Annotated in this window: 26 protein-coding genes; 20 read left to right on the top strand and 6 right to left on the bottom strand. The window is 43.5% G+C overall.

Annotated elements, in window-relative coordinates; all coding sequences use genetic code 11:
* The first annotated feature begins 85 nt into the window (after positions 1-85).
* The 10 genes from M1D90_RS11885 (at position 86) to M1D90_RS11840 (ending at position 7,841) form a co-directional block, all read left to right on the top strand.
* Positions 86-691, top strand: a complete 606-nt coding sequence (locus tag M1D90_RS11885) for a TetR/AcrR family transcriptional regulator (protein WP_023857600.1) — start codon at positions 86-88, stop codon at positions 689-691.
* A 215-nt stretch (positions 692-906) separates the two neighbouring features.
* Positions 907-1,362, top strand: coding sequence for a MarR family winged helix-turn-helix transcriptional regulator (locus M1D90_RS11880; protein WP_020451583.1), 456 nt, complete (start codon positions 907-909; stop codon positions 1,360-1,362).
* Between the two features lie 346 nt (positions 1,363-1,708).
* Positions 1,709-2,647 (top strand): ring-cleaving dioxygenase, encoded by a 939-nt coding sequence (locus tag M1D90_RS11875; protein ID WP_026579654.1) that lies wholly within the window; start codon positions 1,709-1,711, stop codon positions 2,645-2,647.
* A gap of 21 nt (positions 2,648-2,668) precedes the next feature.
* Positions 2,669-3,277 (top strand): flavin reductase family protein, encoded by a 609-nt coding sequence (locus M1D90_RS11870; RefSeq protein WP_023857599.1) that lies wholly within the window; start codon positions 2,669-2,671, stop codon positions 3,275-3,277.
* Between the two features lie 201 nt (positions 3,278-3,478).
* Positions 3,479-4,093, top strand: a complete 615-nt coding sequence (wrbA, locus tag M1D90_RS11865) for an NAD(P)H:quinone oxidoreductase (protein ID WP_026579653.1) — start codon at positions 3,479-3,481, stop codon at positions 4,091-4,093.
* Between the two features lie 310 nt (positions 4,094-4,403).
* The gene (locus M1D90_RS11860) at positions 4,404-4,544 is read left to right on the top strand and encodes a hypothetical protein (RefSeq protein ID WP_023857597.1); all 141 of its coding nucleotides are present in this window, start codon (positions 4,404-4,406) and stop codon (positions 4,542-4,544) included.
* Positions 4,537-5,370 carry a prohibitin family protein gene (locus M1D90_RS11855; RefSeq protein WP_020451587.1) on the top strand — a complete coding sequence of 278 codons (834 nt, stop codon included), beginning with the start codon at positions 4,537-4,539 and terminating at the stop codon, positions 5,368-5,370. The genes M1D90_RS11860 and M1D90_RS11855 overlap by 8 nt, the downstream gene beginning before the upstream one ends.
* Positions 5,371-5,458: 88 nt before the next feature.
* A complete protein-coding gene (locus M1D90_RS11850) occupies positions 5,459-6,220 on the top strand; it encodes a hypothetical protein (protein WP_025809940.1) in 762 nt (253 codons plus the stop codon).
* A 59-nt stretch (positions 6,221-6,279) separates the two neighbouring features.
* A complete protein-coding gene (locus M1D90_RS11845) occupies positions 6,280-7,119 on the top strand; it encodes a thymidylate synthase (RefSeq protein ID WP_026579651.1) in 840 nt (279 codons plus the stop codon).
* Positions 7,120-7,412: 293 nt separating this feature from the next.
* Positions 7,413-7,841, top strand: a complete 429-nt coding sequence (locus M1D90_RS11840; RefSeq protein ID WP_020451590.1) for a NucA/NucB deoxyribonuclease domain-containing protein — start codon at positions 7,413-7,415, stop codon at positions 7,839-7,841.
* 198 nt (positions 7,842-8,039) lie between these two features.
* On the opposite strand, the gene lexA is transcribed toward M1D90_RS11840, so the two are convergent.
* On the bottom strand, positions 8,040-8,663 hold the full coding sequence (gene lexA / locus M1D90_RS11835; protein ID WP_020451591.1) for a transcriptional repressor LexA: 624 nt from the start codon (positions 8,661-8,663) through the stop codon (positions 8,040-8,042).
* A 151-nt stretch (positions 8,664-8,814) separates the two neighbouring features.
* Here lexA and yneA point away from each other — a divergent pair, with 151 nt between their 5' ends.
* The 6 genes from yneA (at position 8,815) to M1D90_RS11805 (ending at position 13,153) form a co-directional block, all read left to right on the top strand.
* Complete coding sequence (gene yneA, locus M1D90_RS11830) at positions 8,815-9,126, top strand: cell division suppressor protein YneA (RefSeq protein WP_020451592.1); 312 nt, start codon at positions 8,815-8,817, stop codon at positions 9,124-9,126.
* An 18-nt stretch (positions 9,127-9,144) separates the two neighbouring features.
* Positions 9,145-9,792 carry a YneB family resolvase-like protein gene (locus M1D90_RS11825; protein WP_020451593.1) on the top strand — a complete coding sequence of 216 codons (648 nt, stop codon included), beginning with the start codon at positions 9,145-9,147 and terminating at the stop codon, positions 9,790-9,792.
* A 65-nt stretch (positions 9,793-9,857) separates the two neighbouring features.
* On the top strand, positions 9,858-10,091 hold the full coding sequence (locus M1D90_RS11820) for a DUF896 domain-containing protein (protein WP_020451594.1): 234 nt from the start codon (positions 9,858-9,860) through the stop codon (positions 10,089-10,091).
* 163 nt (positions 10,092-10,254) lie between these two features.
* Positions 10,255-12,258 carry a transketolase gene (gene tkt / locus M1D90_RS11815; RefSeq protein WP_195258789.1) on the top strand — a complete coding sequence of 668 codons (2,004 nt, stop codon included), beginning with the start codon at positions 10,255-10,257 and terminating at the stop codon, positions 12,256-12,258.
* Positions 12,259-12,412: 154 nt separating this feature from the next.
* Entirely contained in the window at positions 12,413-12,850 is a 438-nt protein-coding gene (gene sirA / locus M1D90_RS11810) for a sporulation inhibitor of replication protein SirA (protein ID WP_020451596.1), read from the top strand.
* An 84-nt stretch (positions 12,851-12,934) separates the two neighbouring features.
* Positions 12,935-13,153 (top strand): YneF family protein, encoded by a 219-nt coding sequence (locus M1D90_RS11805; RefSeq protein ID WP_003182236.1) that lies wholly within the window; start codon positions 12,935-12,937, stop codon positions 13,151-13,153.
* 80 nt (positions 13,154-13,233) lie between these two features.
* On the opposite strand, the gene M1D90_RS11800 is transcribed toward M1D90_RS11805, so the two are convergent.
* Positions 13,234-13,395 carry an aspartyl-phosphate phosphatase Spo0E family protein gene (locus M1D90_RS11800; protein ID WP_020451597.1) on the bottom strand — a complete coding sequence of 54 codons (162 nt, stop codon included), beginning with the start codon at positions 13,393-13,395 and terminating at the stop codon, positions 13,234-13,236.
* A gap of 242 nt (positions 13,396-13,637) precedes the next feature.
* Between M1D90_RS11800 and M1D90_RS11795 the strand changes: the two genes are divergently transcribed.
* From M1D90_RS11795 to M1D90_RS11785, 3 genes are all read left to right on the top strand, one after another.
* Entirely contained in the window at positions 13,638-14,345 is a 708-nt protein-coding gene (locus tag M1D90_RS11795) for a cytochrome c biogenesis protein CcdA (protein ID WP_035338653.1), read from the top strand.
* 83 nt (positions 14,346-14,428) lie between these two features.
* Positions 14,429-14,800 (top strand): response regulator, encoded by a 372-nt coding sequence (locus tag M1D90_RS11790; RefSeq protein ID WP_020451599.1) that lies wholly within the window; start codon positions 14,429-14,431, stop codon positions 14,798-14,800.
* Positions 14,801-14,873: 73 nt separating this feature from the next.
* Positions 14,874-15,368 carry a CcdC family protein gene (locus M1D90_RS11785; protein WP_020451600.1) on the top strand — a complete coding sequence of 165 codons (495 nt, stop codon included), beginning with the start codon at positions 14,874-14,876 and terminating at the stop codon, positions 15,366-15,368.
* A 35-nt stretch (positions 15,369-15,403) separates the two neighbouring features.
* On the opposite strand, the gene M1D90_RS11780 is transcribed toward M1D90_RS11785, so the two are convergent.
* The 4 genes from M1D90_RS11780 to sspO all read right to left on the bottom strand — a co-directional run bounded on the left by M1D90_RS11780 (position 15,404) and on the right by sspO (position 16,915).
* Positions 15,404-15,832: a DUF2621 family protein gene (locus tag M1D90_RS11780; protein ID WP_020451601.1), complete on the bottom strand. Its 429-nt coding sequence runs from the start codon at positions 15,830-15,832 to the stop codon at positions 15,404-15,406.
* 204 nt (positions 15,833-16,036) lie between these two features.
* On the bottom strand, positions 16,037-16,444 hold the full coding sequence (locus M1D90_RS11775) for an Hsp20/alpha crystallin family protein (RefSeq protein WP_020451602.1): 408 nt from the start codon (positions 16,442-16,444) through the stop codon (positions 16,037-16,039).
* A 136-nt stretch (positions 16,445-16,580) separates the two neighbouring features.
* Positions 16,581-16,727 (bottom strand): small acid-soluble spore protein P, encoded by a 147-nt coding sequence (locus tag M1D90_RS11770; protein ID WP_003182250.1) that lies wholly within the window; start codon positions 16,725-16,727, stop codon positions 16,581-16,583.
* A 41-nt stretch (positions 16,728-16,768) separates the two neighbouring features.
* Entirely contained in the window at positions 16,769-16,915 is a 147-nt protein-coding gene (gene sspO, locus M1D90_RS11765; protein ID WP_020451603.1) for a small acid-soluble spore protein O, read from the bottom strand.
* Positions 16,916-17,149: 234 nt separating this feature from the next.
* Between sspO and acnA the strand changes: the two genes are divergently transcribed.
* Positions 17,150-19,876: an aconitate hydratase AcnA gene (acnA, locus tag M1D90_RS11760; protein WP_456282791.1), complete on the top strand. Its 2,727-nt coding sequence runs from the start codon at positions 17,150-17,152 to the stop codon at positions 19,874-19,876.
* The last annotated feature ends 25 nt before the right edge of the window (positions 19,877-19,901 follow it).

Genomic DNA, 19,901 nt, shown 5'->3' with positions numbered 1-19,901 from the left:
CATAACGAGTCCTTGACGTTCCCAGTATATCTCAATACATAGATGGTCAACTTAATTAGAGAAGTAGAGAGGACAGGACAGCTTAATGAAAAAGAAGACACAGAATACGGTTCAAAAGATCGTAGAAGCCGGATATCATCTGTTCGCCCAAAATGGATATTCGGCAACCTCTGTAGATGAAATTATGAAAGAAGCCGGATTTTCTAAAGCTACGTTTTATTTGTATTTCAAGTCAAAGGAGATGCTGTTTCTCCATATTATGAATGAGCAAATGGAAGATCGCTTTCAAACCAGCATGAATTGTTTTCGAAAAAAGACGCTGAGGGGATTGCTCGCAGGGATTGAACACTTGATTCAAACATCAAATAAAGAGCATTCGACAGCTTTGTTTTTGGAATTTATGGCAAATAGTCATAGATATCCTGAGATTCAAAGAAAAGTAGCCCTTCTGTATGAACAGTGGAGGGAGTTTTTTGTCGAACTGATCGAGCAGCTCCAGGAAGAAGGCATCGTTCAGAAACAGCTCAATCCGAAGGTGATGGCCACCACGCTGATTGCAATCTTTAACGGATACAACCATCAACACCACGCGGATCCCTCGATTAATAAACAGGAACAGCTTCAGTCCATTATTTTCTTGCTGAATCCGAAGCTGCATCTCCAGATAAAAGACAAACTATTTCATGCATGACAAGACTTCTGAAACAGCCGGCGCTGCCGACCTTGAGTCGGCGGTTTTTTGTGTTAGATCCGAATCCTGCTTCGGCAATGGAAATGCATCCGTTTAACAATTCTGTCTCATCTGTTTTAACTCGTAATAACATAAACCGTTTTAAAAAGTTGACAACAGCAAATCGTTATTATACAATTATCTCGAATTCGAGATAATTAAAAAGGATGAATACCGTGGGCAGTCAGGAAATGGAGAGATACGAAGAGGAGTTGTCTTTAAAGGCATTTATTGTCTTGTCTCGTGCACTGCAATCGATTAAAAAGCGCGTGGAAGAGGATATTAAATGTTTAGGACTAAACCCAACTGAGTTTGCTGTTCTAGAATTAGTCTATAGTAAAGGCGATCAGCCGATCCAAAAAATAGGCGAAAAAGTATTAATCGCAAGCAGCAGCATTACCTATGTTGTAGATAAGTTGGAGAAGAAAAAGTTAATAGAGAGAAGGCCTTGTCCTAAAGATCGCCGTATAACATACGCTGCTTTAACGAATGAAGGAACTGCACTGATGAACAATCTTTTTCCAAAACATAAAACAGCTATGAAAGGCATTTTCGGCGGCTTAGACATAAAAGAAAAAGAAGTTCTAATTGAAAAGTTAAAAAAACTTGGCTTCCATGCCCAAAGCATGTAAATTTTTTTATAATAATATCTCGAATTCGAAATATATGAATTCATGATAATGAGAAATAAATATTGAACTGGGTATTCTATTTCTGAACAGGAGCTTCATGACATAACAAGATCCTGGGCTCATCGGCAGTCATCATCGTTAGCAAGCAACAGAAATCTACGAAGGTTGAAAACTGCCCGGAGTCCTATAAAGAAAAAGGCAGGGATGCTTGTCCATTGATTTTGATCTTTTAAAGAAGGAAAAAATAAAAAGCAGAAAAATCACGGGGATTTAGAAAACCTGTAAATGAATTTGTAACGTATTTCTCATCATAAAGCTATGTTTCATGAAAGAGGAGTGAAATGGAATGAAAAAGAAAACAACTGGAATCCATCACATTACAGCGATTGTCGGCCATCCGCAAGAGAACGTGGATTTTTACGCTGGCGTTCTTGGTTTACGTTTAGTGAAAAAAACCGTTAATTTTGATGATCCGGGAACATATCACCTCTATTTTGGCAATGAAGGCGGGAAACCGGGAACGATTATTACATTCTTTCCTTGGGCAGGTGCCCGTCGAGGAGTCATTGGAGATGGTCAAGTGGGAGTGACTTCTTACGTCGTTCCTAAAGGCGCTATGGCTTTTTGGGAAAACAGATTAGCAAAATTCAATGTGCCTTATACAAAAATGAACCGTTTTGGAGAGGAATACTTGGAGTTCGATGATCCTCATGGTCTTCATCTGGAAATTGTCGAAAGAGAACAAGGGGAAAAGAACAGCTGGAAAGTAGGGGAAATAACACCGGACAATGCAATCAAAGGATTTGGCGGAGCAACACTGTTATCCAAACAACCCGAAAAAACGGCTGAATTATTAGAAAAGGTCATGGGACTTGAAAAAGTTGGAGAAGAAGGAGATTTTGTACGTTTTCGTTCTGCTGGTGACATAGGAAATATGATTGATTTGAAATTAACAACTATAGGAAGCGGACAAATGGGGACGGGTACAGTTCACCATATTGCCTGGAGAGCCATTGATGACAATGATCAATTGGAATGGCAAAAATATGTTGCGGAAAACGGATACCGTGTTACACCTGTGCAAGACAGAAATTATTTTAACGCGATTTATTTCAGAGAACACGGGGAAATCTTATTTGAAATTGCAACAGATCCACCAGGATTCGCCCATGATGAATCATATGAAACAATGGGAGAACAGTTAATGCTGCCGGCCCAGTATGAACACTACAGAGAGCAGTTAGAAAGAAGATTAATTCCTGTAACAGTGAAGGCGCTGGATTAATTTTTGTAAGGAAGTGATTCGATGCTGTCCATTGATCCCAATACAAAAACAGAAAGAGAGAACTACAAGTTTTTAATCGGGAGTATTATACCGAGACCGGTTGCATTTGTTACAAGTTTATCAGAGGAGGGCGTCTTAAACGGAGCTCCTTTTAGCTACTTTAATATTGTATCTTCAAATCCTCCGATGATCTCCCTTTCTATTCAACGTTTTGCAGGGAGCCAAAAGGATACAGCGAGAAACATTTTGAACAGCAAAGAATTTGTGGTCCATATCGTTGATGAACAAAACGTTGAAAAAATCAATTTAACGGCCGCCAGCCTACCACCAAGTCAAAGTGAAGTTCAGTTAGCGGAGTTAACCCCCGTCGAAAGTGTGAAAGTCTCGGTGCCGGGCGTGAAAGAAGCAAAAGTGCGTATGGAATGTGTTCTGGAGTACTCATTAGAGTTGGGAGATAAGCACTCTGACGGATGCGATTTCATGATAGGCAGAGTCGTTCAATATCATATCGAAAGCGACATCTATGAAAATGGAAAAATCGATCCAAGAGGCCTCGGCGCCATCAGTCGTTTAGCCGGGCATGATTACGCAAAGATTGGCGAAATCTTCACCAGAAAAAGACCGAAGTAATATAACCATCCATAATATCTCGAAATTGAGATTCATTAAATTGAAATGTTTTAAGTTTATTCTAGCAAGGAATAATAATGGCAGCGAAACACTTCAAGGGGGTGGTTCTTAAAAGGTTTGCCGAAAAGAAAACAAAAAAGCAGGTGTTAAAACATGGGATTTTTAGACAAACTATTTAGAAAATCAAAGGAGCTGGATCATATGTCAAATGTAAAATTAGCTGTAGTTTTTTATAGTATGGGCGGAACAAACTATCAATTAGCCAAATGGGCTGCAGAAGGTGCGGAAGAAGCAGGTGCTGAGGTCAAAGTTTTAAAAGTACAAGAATTGGCTCCGCAATCAGCCATTGAGGGAAATGAAGTGTGGAAATCCACTGTTGATGCAACAAAGGACATTCCAGTCGTATCCTCAGAAGATATAGAGTGGGCAGATGCTATTATATTCAGTACACCAACACGCTTTGGCAATATGGCATCCCAAATGAAACAGTTTCTTGATACACAAGGCGGACTTTGGGCAAACGGAAAGACAGTAAATAAGGTTGTAAGCGCAATGTCCTCCGCTCAAAATCCACATGGTGGTCAAGAAGCAACAATCTTGTCCTTATATACTTCAATGATGCACTGGGGAGCTATTATTGCTTCTCCGGGATACACTGATCCTGTCCTCTTCGGGGCTGGCGGAAATCCATATGGAACGAGTGTTACAGTCGATCAAAACGGGAAGATGATTGAAGACGTGGAAGCTGCAGTGAAACATCAAGCTAAACGCACAGTGACAGTAGCTGAATGGGTTAAAAAGGGCAATCAACAATAATTGAAATTTAATATTTTTAAAAGAGCCAATCATTTGGCTCTTTTTTTAGTATGTGCCCAGCTGATAGTTGGTTCGGCATGCCGCTTCGTCTTCATTTGACTGCGAACACGCCATGATATACGCGGCATAAAGAGTAAGATATCCGACATATCCTTTAACGATGCCATTGATTTCGCAATTGCAATGATAAAATTTTTTCTATTACATTTTAAAAAAATGAAACTTTAAGTTCATATGAACGTAAACATAAGTGAAATGATTTTATTTAGTCATACGATCAATCAACAAATGCAAAAGGGGTGAAACAAAAGTGAAAGTCATGATTGGTTCGATCATATTGCTATCCATTATAGGGTTTGGCGTATGGCTTATGTTAAGCCCGCTTTTTAAAAAAGTCGGAAGCGGGGCGAGCAAAATAAAGAAAACGCTGGAGGATGACAAAGATGAATGAAAAACAACCAAAGAAGAATAAAAACAAAACGCTGCTCGGCGGAATCATTGTCGCTGTTGCTTTAATTATCGGAGGATTCACAGCTTCCTTGTTCATCGAGAAAATTCCGAACGGATATGTCGGCGTCGTTTATTCTCCGAATGGCGGGGTGAAATCGGAAACGCTTGATCAAGGCTGGCATTTAGTCGGACTGTTTGACAAAGTCACAAGATATCCGGTGCGGATGCAGACTGTAAACAATCAGGATATTCAAGTGGCTACTTCTGACGGCAAAAACATCTCAATGGACATCGCCTACAACTATGTCGTTCAGCCTGATAAAGTCGTAGAATTGTTTAATAAATTCGGAGCGGTCGATATTGAATCAATCGAAAACAGCTACTTGAAAACAAGGCTGTGGGACGCTGCAAGAAAGTCGATTTCCAAATACTCCGTCATTGATACATACGGACAAAAATCATCTGATGCCGCCGCAGAAATCCAAAAAACATTTGCAGATGATATGAAGGGGCTCGGCTTTGTCATTGACGATTTAACACTCGGTGTGCCAAAGCCTGATAAAGCGACCCAGGAAGCGATTGACGCGCGCGTGAAGTCTTCGCAGGAACTGGAAAGAACGCAGACAGAGCTGAAGATCGCCGAAGCGGAAGCGAAAAAGAAAAAGATCGAAGCTCAAGGTATTGCCGAGTATAATGAAATTATTAAAAAATCGATGTCAGATGAAATGATCAAGTATCAATGGATCCAAAAATGGGACGGAAAAATGCCTAAAGCGACAGGATCGAATTCCCTGATCCAGATTCCGACTGATGAGAAAGGAAAATAAAACGAAAAAATCCCTTGCTAAGGGATTTTTTTCGTCTCGGTCGCCCGTATATAATAGTGTTAACAATCGCTTCTGGACAGGGGGGAAGATGATGTTTGCTCCGGATGCCATTCTCCGTACGTGGAGAAGATTCGACGCTTTTCCGATGGAAACGCTGACAAAGGCATGGTTTTATCATCAGGGAGGGGATCAGAAACAGCGGAACGTCTCAATGATGAAGGAACACCACCAAGAGTACGGCATTGCCGGCAATTGCTTTGACCTTTCGATTTGGCTGCTGGACGAGTTTACAAAAGACGGAGTGGAAGCTTTTCCGATCGGCCGTTCGTTCAAAACAGAACGCGCGCATGCCGCAGTCATCGCGCTTGATGAAAGAGGACGGCGCTTTTTATGTGATCTGGGAGATCAATGGCTGCAGCCGATTCTGATCGACTGCGAATGTGAAGATTATACCAGTGAAAAGCTGGACGGTTTTTTCCCGGCAGCACAAATTCAAGTCAAGCCGACAACCGGCGGAGTTAAGGTCCTTTACCATCGGCCGAACGGAAAGGTGTCAACTCAAGTCTACTCTACAGAGCCTGTTGACATGTCCGTTTTTTGGGAGGCAGCTGAATGCTCGCAAGCGGCATTGAAGCCTGCGCCATTACTGGAATGCAGAATTCCGTTTCAACATGAAATCGCGCATTGGGAATTCAGCGGCTGGGACATATATCTTAGCACGAGCAAAGGATTATACAGAGAAGCGAAGCCGGACACAATTGAAGGCTGGACTGAGAAAATCCATGATGTCACCGGATACGATAAAAATGTTATCAAGAAAGCGTTGGAGATTTATCAAACCCGCGCATGATCTTAAATCTTGAAAAAAACTCATTTTATACATATCATGTGGAAAGAGGAGAGGATAAGATGAGCCATTATGACCAGCAATACAATGCAATCATTCAAAAAATTATTGAATCAGGGATCTCCGATGAAGAATATCAGGTCCGGACGAAGTGGGATTCAGACGGAACGCCGGCTCATACGCTGAGCATCATGAGCGAAAAAATGCGGTTTGACAATTCGGAAGTGCCGATTTTGACGACGAAGAAGGTGGCGTGGAAAACGGCCATCAAAGAGCTGCTTTGGATCTGGCAGCTGAAATCCAATGATGTTCAAGTTTTGAACGATATGGGGGTTCATATTTGGGATCAATGGCGGCTTGAAGACGGCACAATCGGAGCAGCCTACGGCTATCAATTAGCGAAGAAAAACAGAACGGTTAACGGGCAGAAAGCCGATCAAGTGGATTATTTGCTCCATCAGTTAAAGCATAATCCGTCTTCACGCAGGCATTTGACCATGCTGTGGAATCCCGATGACTTGGACGGCATGGCCTTGACGCCCTGCGTCTATGAGACGCAATGGTATGTGAAAGAAGGAAAGCTCTCTTTGGAAGTAAGAGCGAGAAGCAATGACATGGCGCTTGGCAACCCGTTCAATGTGTTCCAATATAACGTCTTGCAGCGCATGATCGCCCAAGTCCTCGGTTATGAGCTGGGCGAATACATCTTCAATATCGGCGACTGTCACATCTATACCCGTCACATCGATAATTTAAACATTCAGATGAAACGCGAGCAATATGAAGCGCCGAAGCTGTGGATCAACCCGGACATCAAAAACTTTTATGACTTTACAATCGATGATTTTAAATTAATTGACTATAAGCACGGCGACAAGCTGACATTTGAAGTTGCCGTATAAACAGGCGGATTTTCCGCCTGTTTTTTTGTTGTGTGAATGAATCATTTTTAAAAAATACAACGATGAAAAAATTTGCATATCCGGCTGCCGCATGTTTCCTGACGGCAGCCGTGTATACGTTTAGAGCGGACGCAAAAAGCACATGCAGTTTTTCACGGGTATGCCCCGAGCATTTAACTTACGTTTATTTACACATTCTAAACGTCTTTTTCACAAAGAGCCCGAAAAGCAAAAACAATTCTCTCTTAATCTGTTAGTGACACCAGCATATACAAGAGGAGGTTGTTTTTGTCATGATCAAAAAATGGGCGGTTCATCTGCTGTTTTCCGCATTGGTGCTGCTTGGGCTTTCGGGAGGGGCTGCATATTCTCCTCAGCATGCCGAAGGCGCTGCAAGGTATGATGACGTATTGTATTTTCCGGCATCGCGCTATCCTGAAACAGGTGCTCATATAAGCGATGCGATCAAAGCGGGCCATTCAGATGTCTGCACAATTGAAAGATCTGGAGCGGATAAGCGCCGTCAGGAATCATTAAAGGGGATTCCGACTAAGCCGGGCTTTGACCGTGACGAATGGCCGATGGCCATGTGTGAAGAAGGGGGAAAAGGAGCGTCGGTCAGATATGTCAGCTCATCGGATAACCGCGGAGCCGGCTCCTGGGTCGGGAACAGGCTGAGCGATTACGCTGACGGGACGAGAATTTTGTTTATCGTTCGATAAAAGGGAGACAACGATAAATGTTTCCTCAAGGAAACATTTTTGTTGACAGGAAAACTTGTTTGGGGGATAATGGTAATGTAAGCATATGATCAATCCCTCTGTTTCAGGCTCGCATCCTTCATTTCCGTATGGATGTGAGCCTGTTTTTTCGTGCGAAAAAAAACCGCCGACCGGCGGTTTTGCTGATGAGTCCGTTTTTTAATGAACCGTGCGGAATACGCCAATGACTTTTCCGAGAATCGTCACATTCTGGAGGATGATCGGTTCCATCGTCGGGTTTTCCGGCTGAAGGCGGATATGGGTTTCTTCCTTGAAAAACCGCTTAACAGTCGCTTCGTCGTCTTCGGTCATCGCAACGACGATATCTCCGTTGTTTGCGGTATTCTGCTGTTTGACTATCACATAATCCTGATCAAGAATTCCGGCATCGATCATGCTTTCGCCCATGATCTCCAGCATAAAGACATGCTCATCCGGCGGCGCCAGGCGGTCTGGAAGCGGAAAGTATTCCTCAATGTTTTCGACTGCGGTAATCGGCGTACCGGCCGTCACCTTTCCGATGACCGGGACATTGACAACCTGGTTTTTTGGAATGTGAATTTCTTCCTCTGTATCGAGAATTTCGATCGCTCTCGGCTTCGTCGGATCCCTTCTGATCAATCCCTTCGTTTCAAGCCTTGCCAAGTGGCCGTGTACCGTTGAACTTGACGCCAGGCCGACCGCTTCTCCGATCTCCCTGACGGAAGGCGGATAGCCTTTGCGTTTCACTTCTTCTTTAATGAAACGCAAAATATCAAGTTGTCTTTTTGATAGCTTCGTCATTTTTTGCACCTCAAAACGTCGATTTTAGCTAGATTATAGCATGTTTTTCCTTTGAGTACAAACATAGGTTCGAAAAAAACGATTGACAGAAACATTTGTTCGTATGTATACTGAAATCATAAAACCGAACAAACATTCTGGGGTGATGGATATGAAAAGAGAATCATTGATTTTTGTCAGTCTGTTTACTGCTGTGATCAGCTGCTGTATTCTGTTTGTGTCTTTTGCCGGTAAAATCGAAGAAAGAAAGCAATATGTTAAAATAGAAGTGCAGGAAGGCGATACATTGTGGGAGCTGGCCGACCGGATCAAAGGCGGAAAACCCGCTGACAAACAAAAATTCATCGAATGGGTCGCCGATAAAAACAATCTGCCGACCTCCGTTATTAAACCGGGCGATGTTTTGGTCCTGCCGGTAGCCAAACAGCACTCCGATCAATATCAGCTTGCAGTTGTAGAATAAATGATTGAGGGGATTTCCATGAATGCGATTATTTACACCAGGGTAAGCACTGCGAAGGAGCAGCAGGAAACCTCATTAAAACGGCAGGCTGAAGAGCTCCAGTCGCTTGCCGCCGAGCACGGGATGAACGTCGTGAACGTCATTTCCGAACAGGCGAGCGGATATGAGATGGACCGCGACGGCGTCTTCGATCTGCTCGAGGAAATCAAAACATCAGACATTGACGCAGTTTTAATACAGGATGATACGCGACTTGGAAGAGGGAATGCCAAAATTGCCCTTCTTCACTGTTTATATAAAGAAGGCGTTCAAATCTACACGCTGGCTCACCGGGGAAAACTTGAGCTTTCCGAAGCGGATTCGATGGTTTTGGAGATTGTCGGCATTGTCGAAGAATACCAGCGGAAAATACATAACCTGAAAATTAAGCGGGGAATGAAGAAGGCGGTCGAAAACGGCTACCGCCCGGAGAGGAATCTGAAACACCGCAATGAAGGCGGCGGGAGAGAGCGGATCGAAGCGCCTCTTTCAGAAATCGTCAGGCTCAGGGAGAACAAGCTGACGTTTGCGGAGATTGCAGCCGTGTTGAGAGGGTTCGGATACAGCATTTCAAAAGCAACCGTTCACCGCCGCTACCAGGAGTATAAGGACGGCCTTGCAGACTAATCTGTTGTCAAACGAAAGCGGATTTAGTAGTATGATGGATATATACCGAATCAAAGGAGTATCTTATGATTTCTAATGAAAAAATAGCCAGAATTAACGAGCTTGCCAAAAAAGCAAAGAGCGGATCTTTAACAGACGAAGAAAAAGCAGAACAGCAGAAGCTTCGCCAGGAATATCTTCAAGGCGTCCGCGCGTCTATGAAAAACACGTTGAAAACTGTGACGATTGTTGATCCTGAAGGTAATGATGTGACGCCTGAAAAGCTCAAACAGGAAAAAAGAAACCGCCGATTGCATTAATTTGGGGAATACGCCGATATCGTATTCCCTTTTTGTATATACTACAATTTAAAATGAAGGTAAAGATTCGTCATTTTTCACTGCTTTTGAGCTGAAATGGTTGTGAAAACCGATGGGTAGATTTATGATAAGAAAGTAGAGTCCATACAGGAAGGGGATCATAATGAAAACGATTGAATTAAAATCTGTCGCAACAATACGAACACTCTCCATAGACGCGATTGAAAAAGCTAAATCCGGTCACCCCGGCATGCCGATGGGGACTGCTCCGATGGCTTATGCGCTTTGGACAAAAATGATGAATGTCAGCCCTGAAAATCCGAATTGGTTTAACAGGGACCGTTTTGTGCTGTCCGCCGGACACGGATCAATGCTTCTGTACAGCATGCTTCACTTAAGCGGATATGACGTTTCAATTGAAGACCTCAAGAATTTCCGCCAATGGGGAAGCAAAACGCCTGGACATCCGGAATTCGGACATACTCCGGGTGTAGATGCGACGACAGGCCCGCTTGGCCAAGGAATCGGAATGGCTGTCGGAATGGCGCTTGCTGAACGTCACCTTGCGGAAACTTACAACCGTGACGACTATCGCGTCGTTGATCATTATACATACAGCATTTGCGGTGACGGAGACTTGATGGAGGGAATTTCATCGGAAGCGGCTTCGCTTGCGGGACATTTGAAACTCGGCCGTCTCATCGTGCTTTATGATTCAAATGACATTTCGCTTGACGGTGAATTAAACCGCTCATTCTCTGAAAATGTGAAGCAGCGTTTTGAAGCGATGAATTGGGAAGTGCTTTATGTTGAAGACGGCAATAACATTGCCGAGATTACGGCGGCCGTCGAGAAAGCGAAACAAAATGAAAAGCAGCCGACATTAATTGAAGTGAAAACAACGATCGGTTTCGGCTCTCCAAACCGCGCGGGAACATCCGGCGTTCACGGTGCTCCGCTTGGCTCAGAAGAGGCGAAATTAACGAAGGAAGCGTATGAGTGGACATACGAAGAAGATTTTCATGTCCCTTCTGAAGTGTACGAACACTTTAACGAAACAGTGAAAGAAGCGGGCAAGAAAAAAGAGGCGGAATGGAACGAGCTGTTCTCGGCATACAAGAAAGCCCACCCGGAACTTGCCGAAGAGCTTGAACTTGCGATGAAGGGCGAGCTTCCTGAAGGTTGGGATCAGAAAGTACCTGCCTATGAGAAAGGAAGCAGCCTTGCTTCGCGTGCATCCTCAGGGGAAGTATTAAACGGAATCGCACAACAAGTGCCGTTCTTCTTTGGCGGATCCGCTGACTTGGCCGGCTCCAACAAAACGACAATCAAAAACGGCGGAGATTTTTCAGCGAGAGATTACGCCGGCAGAAATATCTGGTTCGGTGTACGTGAATTTGCGATGGGAGCAGCTTTGAACGGAATGGCTCTCCACGGTGGCCTTCGCGTATTCGGCGGAACGTTCTTCGTTTTCTCCGACTATCTGAGACCTGCGATCCGTCTTGCGGCATTAATGGGGCTTCCTGTCACATATGTGTTTACACATGACAGCATTGCCGTCGGAGAAGACGGACCGACTCATGAGCCGATTGAACAGCTGGCATCACTTCGTGCGCTGCCGAACTTGTCCGTCATCAGACCTGCAGACGGAAATGAAACAGCAGCAGCCTGGAAACTGGCGCTTCAATCAAAAAGTCAGCCGACTGCGCTTGTGTTGACACGTCAAAACTTGCCGACAATCGATCAGTCTGCTGAAGCAGCTTATGAAGGCGTTGAAAAAGGTGGATATGTCGTTTCGAAAAGCCAAAACGAAAAACCGGAAGCGATCTTGCTTGCGAGCGGATCTGAAGTTGGCCTTGCGCTTGACGCACAAAGCGAGCTGAAAAAAGAAGGCATTGACGTATCCGTTGTCAGCGTTCCGTCTTGGGATCGTTTCGACAAGCAGCCGGCCGAATATAAAAACGCTGTTCTTCCAACTGATGTGACAAAGCGTCTCGCAATTGAAATGGGATCACCGCTCGGATGGGAGAGATATACCGGCACTGACGGGGACATTCTCGGAATCGACCATTTCGGTGCTTCAGCTCCCGGCGAAACGATCATGAAAGAATACGGTTTTACGCCTGCGAATGTAGTTGACCGGGTGAAAAAACTGTTAAATCGCTAATCGGGCATATGAAAGAGAATGATCTGCGGATCATTCTCTTTTTTTCATTTCGACAAAATTAGTCGCTTCTTTTATCATCATCAGACAATTATTTCTAACCCCCTTTTGTATAATAGAAAGCATATATTCTTCGATACAGGGGGATGAGACTGTGATGGAACGCCATTATTATACGTATTTGATAGAAGAGGAATTTGCCAGCCATTATTTTGGAAGAGAGTCTGTCATGTTCAAGCTGTTTTACGATTATCATTGGACGAGCCCCGATCAAAAGTCTCCATTAGCCGCCAAGCAGATCGAGTTCATTACAAAACCGATTCCCGCAGCCCATATACACAAAAGAATGAAAATGAACCTCTGCCGGGAAGACTATACACAAGTTGACTATGTATACAGATTGATTGTTCCAAAAGGAAGCGCTTCTTTTATTATCAAAGACCGACATATTGAGATTTTGGCGAAGGGTCCATTCGATGCCGAAACGGTATTCTTTGAGGTTTTGCGGAAAGTAAGTCCGTGTTTCCTTGCGATGGATTTTAATATGAAACGTTACGGCTGGCTGAACCCTGTGAAAGAAAGAAATTTTGTATAAAAAAAAGAATTTGGACTGTAAATGTTGTATAATAGCGTTTGGTTTAGTACACTTTATACGAGACAACATGAAGGAGGAAATTAAATGGATTTATGGGTTGTCATCCTAGTGGGCGTTTTAGCATTGCTCGCAGGTGTTGCACTCGGATTTTTTATTGCTCGTAAATATATGATGAACTATTTGAAAAAAAATCCGCCAATTAATGAACAAATGCTGCGCATGATGATGATGCAGATGGGTATGAAACCATCCCAGAAGAAAATTAATCAAATGATGAAAGCCATGGAAAATCAAACGAAATAATACGAATGCGATTATGACATAGAAGGAACATGGTTATAAAATAAAAAACCCGCTTCCGGGTTTTTTATTTTGATCTATGATTATTGTGTATGTCCGAGAGATAGTTTTTGGTATTCCAAAAGAAGGATATCCAGCTGCTGGCTGTGCTGAATGGTGATATGTGAAGTCATGCCGTTTGTCATGACGATTTTTAGCAGCTCTTTTCTTTTTTCCTCAATTTCATGAAGCAGATTTTCTTTCATCACAGGAATTTATCCTTTCTTCTGTAAAAATCATCTTTTTGTTGCCTACTAAATGTTATTATATCCATATATAGGTTCCTTTTCAATTCTGAAGGTGATAAGGGTAAATTGTCAAAATTGATTATATAAAGAAATTCGTGAAACCAACATCCTTTTTTGTGATATGTTAGGAAATTGAAATGTAATTGTCATATCAAATGATTTTCTTTCATAGTATTCCAAAAAATAGAAGGGAGAAAGAGATGGCTGATATCAACTATATTCTCGCTTTCGGTGCAGGGTTTCTATCGTTTATTTCGCCATGCTGCCTGCCGCTGTATCCCGCTTTTTTATCATATATTACAGGTGTCAGCATGAGTGAAATCCATTCTGACAGACTTATGTTTCAAAAAAGGAGCCTGATACATACGATCTTTTTCTTGATTGGCTTTTCGATGATCTTTGTGGCTCTCGGCTACAGCACATCGCTTGTCGGGTCCTTTTTTAAGGATTATCATCAGCTCATCAGGCAGCTTGGCGCGGTATTCATCATCTTTTTTGGATTTGTCACACTGGGGGTTTTTAAGCCTGAATTTTTAATGAAAGAAAGGCGCCTCCATTTTAAAAACAGGCCCGGCGGCCTGCTCGGTTCTGTCGGAATCGGAATGGCATTTGCCGCCGGCTGGACGCCCTGCACCGGTCCGATTCTTGCAGCGGTCATCACACTCGCCGGAACGAACCCGATGTCGGCTGTGCCTTATATGGTGCTTTATGCGCTCGGATTCAGCCTGCCGTTTCTGCTCCTGTCTTTTTTCATGACAAAGATGAAATGGCTTCGGAAGCATCAGCTCCTCATCATGAAGATCGGCGGAATTGCAATGATTGCAGTCGGAATCCTGCTGTTCTTTGACTGGATGACGAAAATCATTATCGTACTGTCAGGCCTGTTCGGCGATTTCAGAGGCTTTTAGATACCTGGCTAAGGACCGCCTTGGTTTTTTGTTATAATAGGACTTATTCACAGCAAAATTGAATAATGATGTTGGAGGGGAGTATGACAAGGGTTTTAATTGTTGATGATGCAAAATTTATGAGAGATAAAATCAGAGAAATACTTGAAACAGAAGACTTGCAAGTCGCGGGTGAAGCCGGGAACGGGGAAGAAGCTGTTTTGCTTTATCAAGAGCTGCAGCCGGACTTGGTTATCATGGATATTACAATGCCTGTGAAAAACGGGATTGAAGCTTTAAAGGACATGATCCAGCTGAACCCGAAGGTGAAAGTGATCATGTGTACGGCCATGCGGCAAAAGCGAATCGTTGTTGAAGCGATCGAAGCCGGAGCCAAGGACTTTATCGTCAAGCCTTTCGAGGAGACGAAAGTCGTCGAAGCGATTCGCCACGTGCTCGGAAATCCTTGCAGCTGAAAAACCTGAACATGGTTTTTTTCTTCGTTTTGGAGTATAGTAACAAGTAGAGAAATTAGCTTTAGAAAAAGGGATGATATGTATGATGATCGTCGTTTCATCTATACTTGCCGTCGTGATGGCCGTCATTGTCATGGCTGTCAGAATCAAGTCATCTGAAAAACCGGCTACGGCCAAAAAAATTATACTGCCTCCGATTTTTATGAGCACCGGTGCTCTCATGTTTTTATTTCCGATGTTCCACGTGACCGGTGCCGAATTTTTGGAAGCTCTCACAGTGGGCATGATCTTTTCTATTTTCTTAATTAAAACCTCAAAATTTGAAATCCGCGATGATAAAATCTATATTAAACGCTCCAAATCGTTTGTGTTTATTTTAATTGCGCTGCTCGTCATCCGGATCGCGATGAAGAGCATATTAAGCACAACGATCGATTACGGCGCACTGAGCGGAATGTTTTGGATTCTGGCTTTCGGGATGATCGTTCCTTGGCGGATTGCCATGTTTTTATCGTTCAGAAAGCTTTCAAGCCAGATTGAAGCGTCAAATCACATACAGGTCAATTAAAACAAAACCTTTCCTTCTTTCAGGAAAGGTTTTGTTTATTTAAAAAGCTCTTGATAGGAAGAGTGATCAATGTTCTTTTCTTTTAAACGCTTTACGAGGAACTTATGGTCTTTTTTCGGTGTGGCCATAATATAGCCTCTGACGATTAAATCCCGGTCGATTGCGCCTGCTTTTTCCTTTAATGCGAGTTCTCCGATCTTTCCGGCGATTTTCGCTTTTGCTACATCGCGAAACAGTTCGGGTACGGGAGAAACTAATTCTTCAAGCAGTTCTTTTTCTTCTTCATTCCACAAATGCCTTGTCTGTTCAATATAATAATCCTGCCAGTCCAGCTCAGATTTCCCATCTTCTTTAGGCAGCCTTTTTAAAAATTTGCGAAACATGAAAAAACCGCCGATTGACAAGAGGACGATCATGATGACGATCCAAGCGAGCATCAGCCATAAAAACCATCCTTCCAGCATCTCTCATCACTCCTTTGTCTATAACCTATTTTACATGAAGGCGTTTTAGAAGAACATAGAAAAAATAATATAAAATGGGACACCGGCCTGATCAAAAGAGGTGCTAGAACATAATCTATTGTATAGCAATTCCCTAATCGGCCATAGAGAATTGCTAGCGGATATTTGACGAACGAACGGAAAAAACCCGGATGGCAAAGTGTTTTACGCGCTGTCCGGGTTCTGCTTGTTGTGCATGTATGATATAAAAGGAATATGAAATGAAAGCGAAACTTCATCTTGGCTTGCTTCCTTATTGATTTTAACTGCAAGAATGCTGTTCTCGCATTCCGCTTCGATCTGTTTGTCATTCAAAAAGAAAGGAAGCATCAGCGATTTTTCGTAATGCTGTTCATCGGTTTTAACCGCAAGCTTGAAATCGTAGCCGGAAAACGTCATGTCAAGGTGCCGGGCATTCAAGCGGCTTAAATCTGCTTCGATTATATATTCAGTGCTCGTTTCATAAAGGTCGATCGGAAAAGTCTCATCATAGAGGAGAAAAGGGTCGTCAACAAACTGTTTCATCCATTCTTTATCAAAATCTGCGGAATCGAAACGTTTTGTATTTGTCATTTGATCATTCCTCCATACCTAGCCTTACCGTTAGATTATGCACAGCTGTGAATTCATGTGAAGGAGGCGATTCGAAGGGGGTTGCATCGCCAGAGAGGTAAAGTAAAAAACCGCGCCGTGAAAGACGCGGAAAATGTTACATATCGTGACTGGAATTATGTTTTTGTCTCGTATGGTTCCGGTTTTTAACTTTTTTGCTTCCGCTCAAAGGCTCTGGCTGCCCAGGCTGAGCTCCTTTCGGTGCGTTTTTGCGCATATCTTTGCCGTCGTTTTTATTTGTCAATGTCTTAACCTCCTAAGCCATTCATGAAGGATTTTTAGGATTTATTGATTGGTCTTCCGTTTTTTGTTGTTTTGGCGTTCCGCCTCAGTGAGAATATGCTGGTCATCTTCAATATATCCCGCGCCGTTTCCTTGGCGTTTAGCATTGTTCATTCCATTGATGACATGATTTGCTTTTCGTTTGGCCAATTTCGATCACCTCAGACTGTAGTATAGCCTTAGCGGGTGTATTGTATAAAAAAATGTATTTCCAGTAAAATAAACTTTTTTCCTTATATAAGGCATTCTTATTGAATTTAATAAAAACATTGATATTTACTTATGTTTAAAATTGTTTTAAGATTAAATTGTGAGAAAATTGTGGTGAAATATGCCGATTTTTCTGGCGTATGATCTTGATCTTTAAAGGGGGATTTTGGAGAAATGGCGAATCAGCAACAAGTCGCAAAAAAAGACGCTTTTCAATCAAGAAAAACGTTTACAGTACAAGGCAAAACGTACAGCTATTATTCTTTAAAAGCATTAGAGGATCAAGGAATCGGAAACGTATCAAAACTGCCTTATTCCATTAAAGTTTTGCTCGAATCCGTTCTTCGTCAAGTAGACGGGAGAGTCATTACAAAGGAACACGTTGAAAACTTGGCAAAATGGGGCACTGCCGAATTAAAGGATATTGACGTTCCTTTCAAACCATCCCGCGTTATTTTGCAGGACTTTACCGGCGTTCCAGCCGTTGTAGACCTTGCTTCATTAAGAAAAGCGATGGCTTCAGTCGGCGGAGATCCGGATAAAATCAATCCTGAAATACCGGTAGACCTTGTCATCGACCACTCCGTACAAGTTGACAAAGCGGGTACGGAAGATGCATTGACAATTAATATGGACCTTGAATTCCAACGAAATGCAGAGCGTTACAAATTTTTAAGCTGGGCTAAGAAAGCGTTTAATAACTATCAGGCTGTTCCCCCTGCTACAGGTATTGTTCACCAGGTGAACCTTGAGTATTTGGCAAACGTTGTCCATGCTGTGGAAGAAGACGGCGAGATTGTCGCTTATCCTGACACGCTTGTCGGTACTGACTCCCATACAACGATGATCAACGGAATCGGCGTTCTCGGCTGGGGCGTCGGCGGAATTGAAGCTGAAGCGGGCATGCTCGGCCAGCCTTCATATTTCCCTGTACCTGAAGTAATCGGAGCGAAGCTTGTCGGAAAGCTGCCGAACGGCACGACGGCGACGGACTTGGCGCTTAAAGTAACACAGGTGCTGCGTGAAAAAGGCGTGGTCGGAAAGTTCGTCGAATTCTTCGGACCGGGTGTTGCAGAACTTCCGCTTGCAGACCGTGCGACAATCGCAAATATGGCTCCTGAATACGGCGCGACTTGCGGTTTCTTCCCTGTTGATGAGGAAGCATTGGAATACATGCGTTTAACAGGCCGTGATGAAGAACATATCAATGTGGTGAAAGAATATTGCCGTCAAAACGGATTGTTCTACACGCCTGATCAGGAAGATCCCGTATTTACCGATATCGTTAAAATTGACTTGTCAAAAGTTGAAGCGAATCTTTCAGGTCCGAAGCGTCCTCAGGATCTCATTCCGCTGACTGACATGAAAGAGACATTCCACAAGCATTTGGCAAGCCCTGCAGGGAACCAGGGATTCGGTTTAAACGCGAGTGAGGCTGACAAAGAAATCAAATTTAAGCTTGAAAACGGCGAAGAAGCCGTCATGAAAACGGGTGCGATTGCGATTGCGGCGATCACCAGCTGCACAAATACATCAAACCCTTATGTCTTAATCGGTGCGGGCCTTGTCGCTAAAAAAGCGGTTGAACTGGGATTGAAAGTACCGAACTATGTGAAAACATCCCTGGCTCCGGGTTCAAAAGTCGTAACAGGCTACTTAGTCAATTCAGGCCTGCTTCCATATATGCGCGAGCTTGGATTTAACATCGTCGGATACGGCTGTACGACATGTATCGGGAACTCCGGACCGCTTGCGCCTGAAATCGAAAAAGCGGTTGCCGAAAATGACCTGCTGATTACGTCTGTCCTTTCCGGAAACCGTAACTTTGAAGGCCGGATTCATCCGCTTGTCAAAGGAAACTACCTGGCGTCTCCGCCGCTTGTCGTAGCCTATGCATTGGCGGGCACGGTAGATATTGACCTGAAAAACGAACCGATCGGCGTCGGAAAAGACGGTCAAAACGTATACTTCAACGATATTTGGCCGACGATGGACGAAATCAACTCCGTCGTGAAGCAAACCGTTACTCCTGAGTTGTTCAGAAAAGAATATGAGCGCGTGTTTGATGACAATGAACGCTGGAATGCGATTGAAACAACGGATGAAGCCCTGTATAAATGGGATGAAGAATCCACTTACATTCAAAACCCGCCGTTCTTTGAAAACATGTCAGTTGAGCCTGGTACGGTTGAACCGCTTAAAGGCTTGCGCATTGTCGGCAAATTCGGAGATTCTGTCACAACAGACCATATTTCTCCTGCGGGAGCGATCGGCAAAGACACGCCAGCCGGAAAATATCTGCAGGAAAAAGGCGTTTCTCCTAGAGACTTCAACTCATATGGTTCAAGACGCGGAAACCATGAAGTCATGATGAGGGGAACATTCGCCAACATCAGAATCAAAAACCAGATCGCTCCGGGTACAGAAGGCGGTTATACAACGTATTGGCCGACCGGAGAAGTAATGTCCATCTACGATGCCTGCATGAAGTATAAAGAAGACGGCACAGGTCTGGTCGTCATTGCCGGAAAAGACTACGGAATGGGTTCTTCCCGCGACTGGGCGGCAAAAGGAACAAATCTGCTCGGCATCAAAACCGTCATTGCAGAAAGCTTTGAAAGAATTCACAGAAGCAACCTTGTGCTGATGGGCGTTCTTCCGCTTCAATTTAAAGAGGGAGAAAACGCTGAAATGCTCGGTTTGACCGGGAAAGAAACGATTGAAGTTGACGTGAGTGAGACGGTTCGCCCGCGGGATCTCGTTCAAGTCAAAGCGATTGCCGAAGACGGCACAGTCAAGTCGTTTGAAGCTGTTGTACGCTTTGACAGCGAAGTGGAAATCGATTATTACCGTCACGGCGGAATCCTGCAAATGGTGCTCCGCAATAAAATGAAACAGTAATTGAATGAGGAGAGAAAGCCTTTAG

This window comes from Bacillus sp. JZ34 (assembly GCF_053903205.1).
The sequence above is the reverse complement of the archived record's forward strand: the minus strand, read 5'-3'. Positions and strand labels throughout refer to the sequence as shown.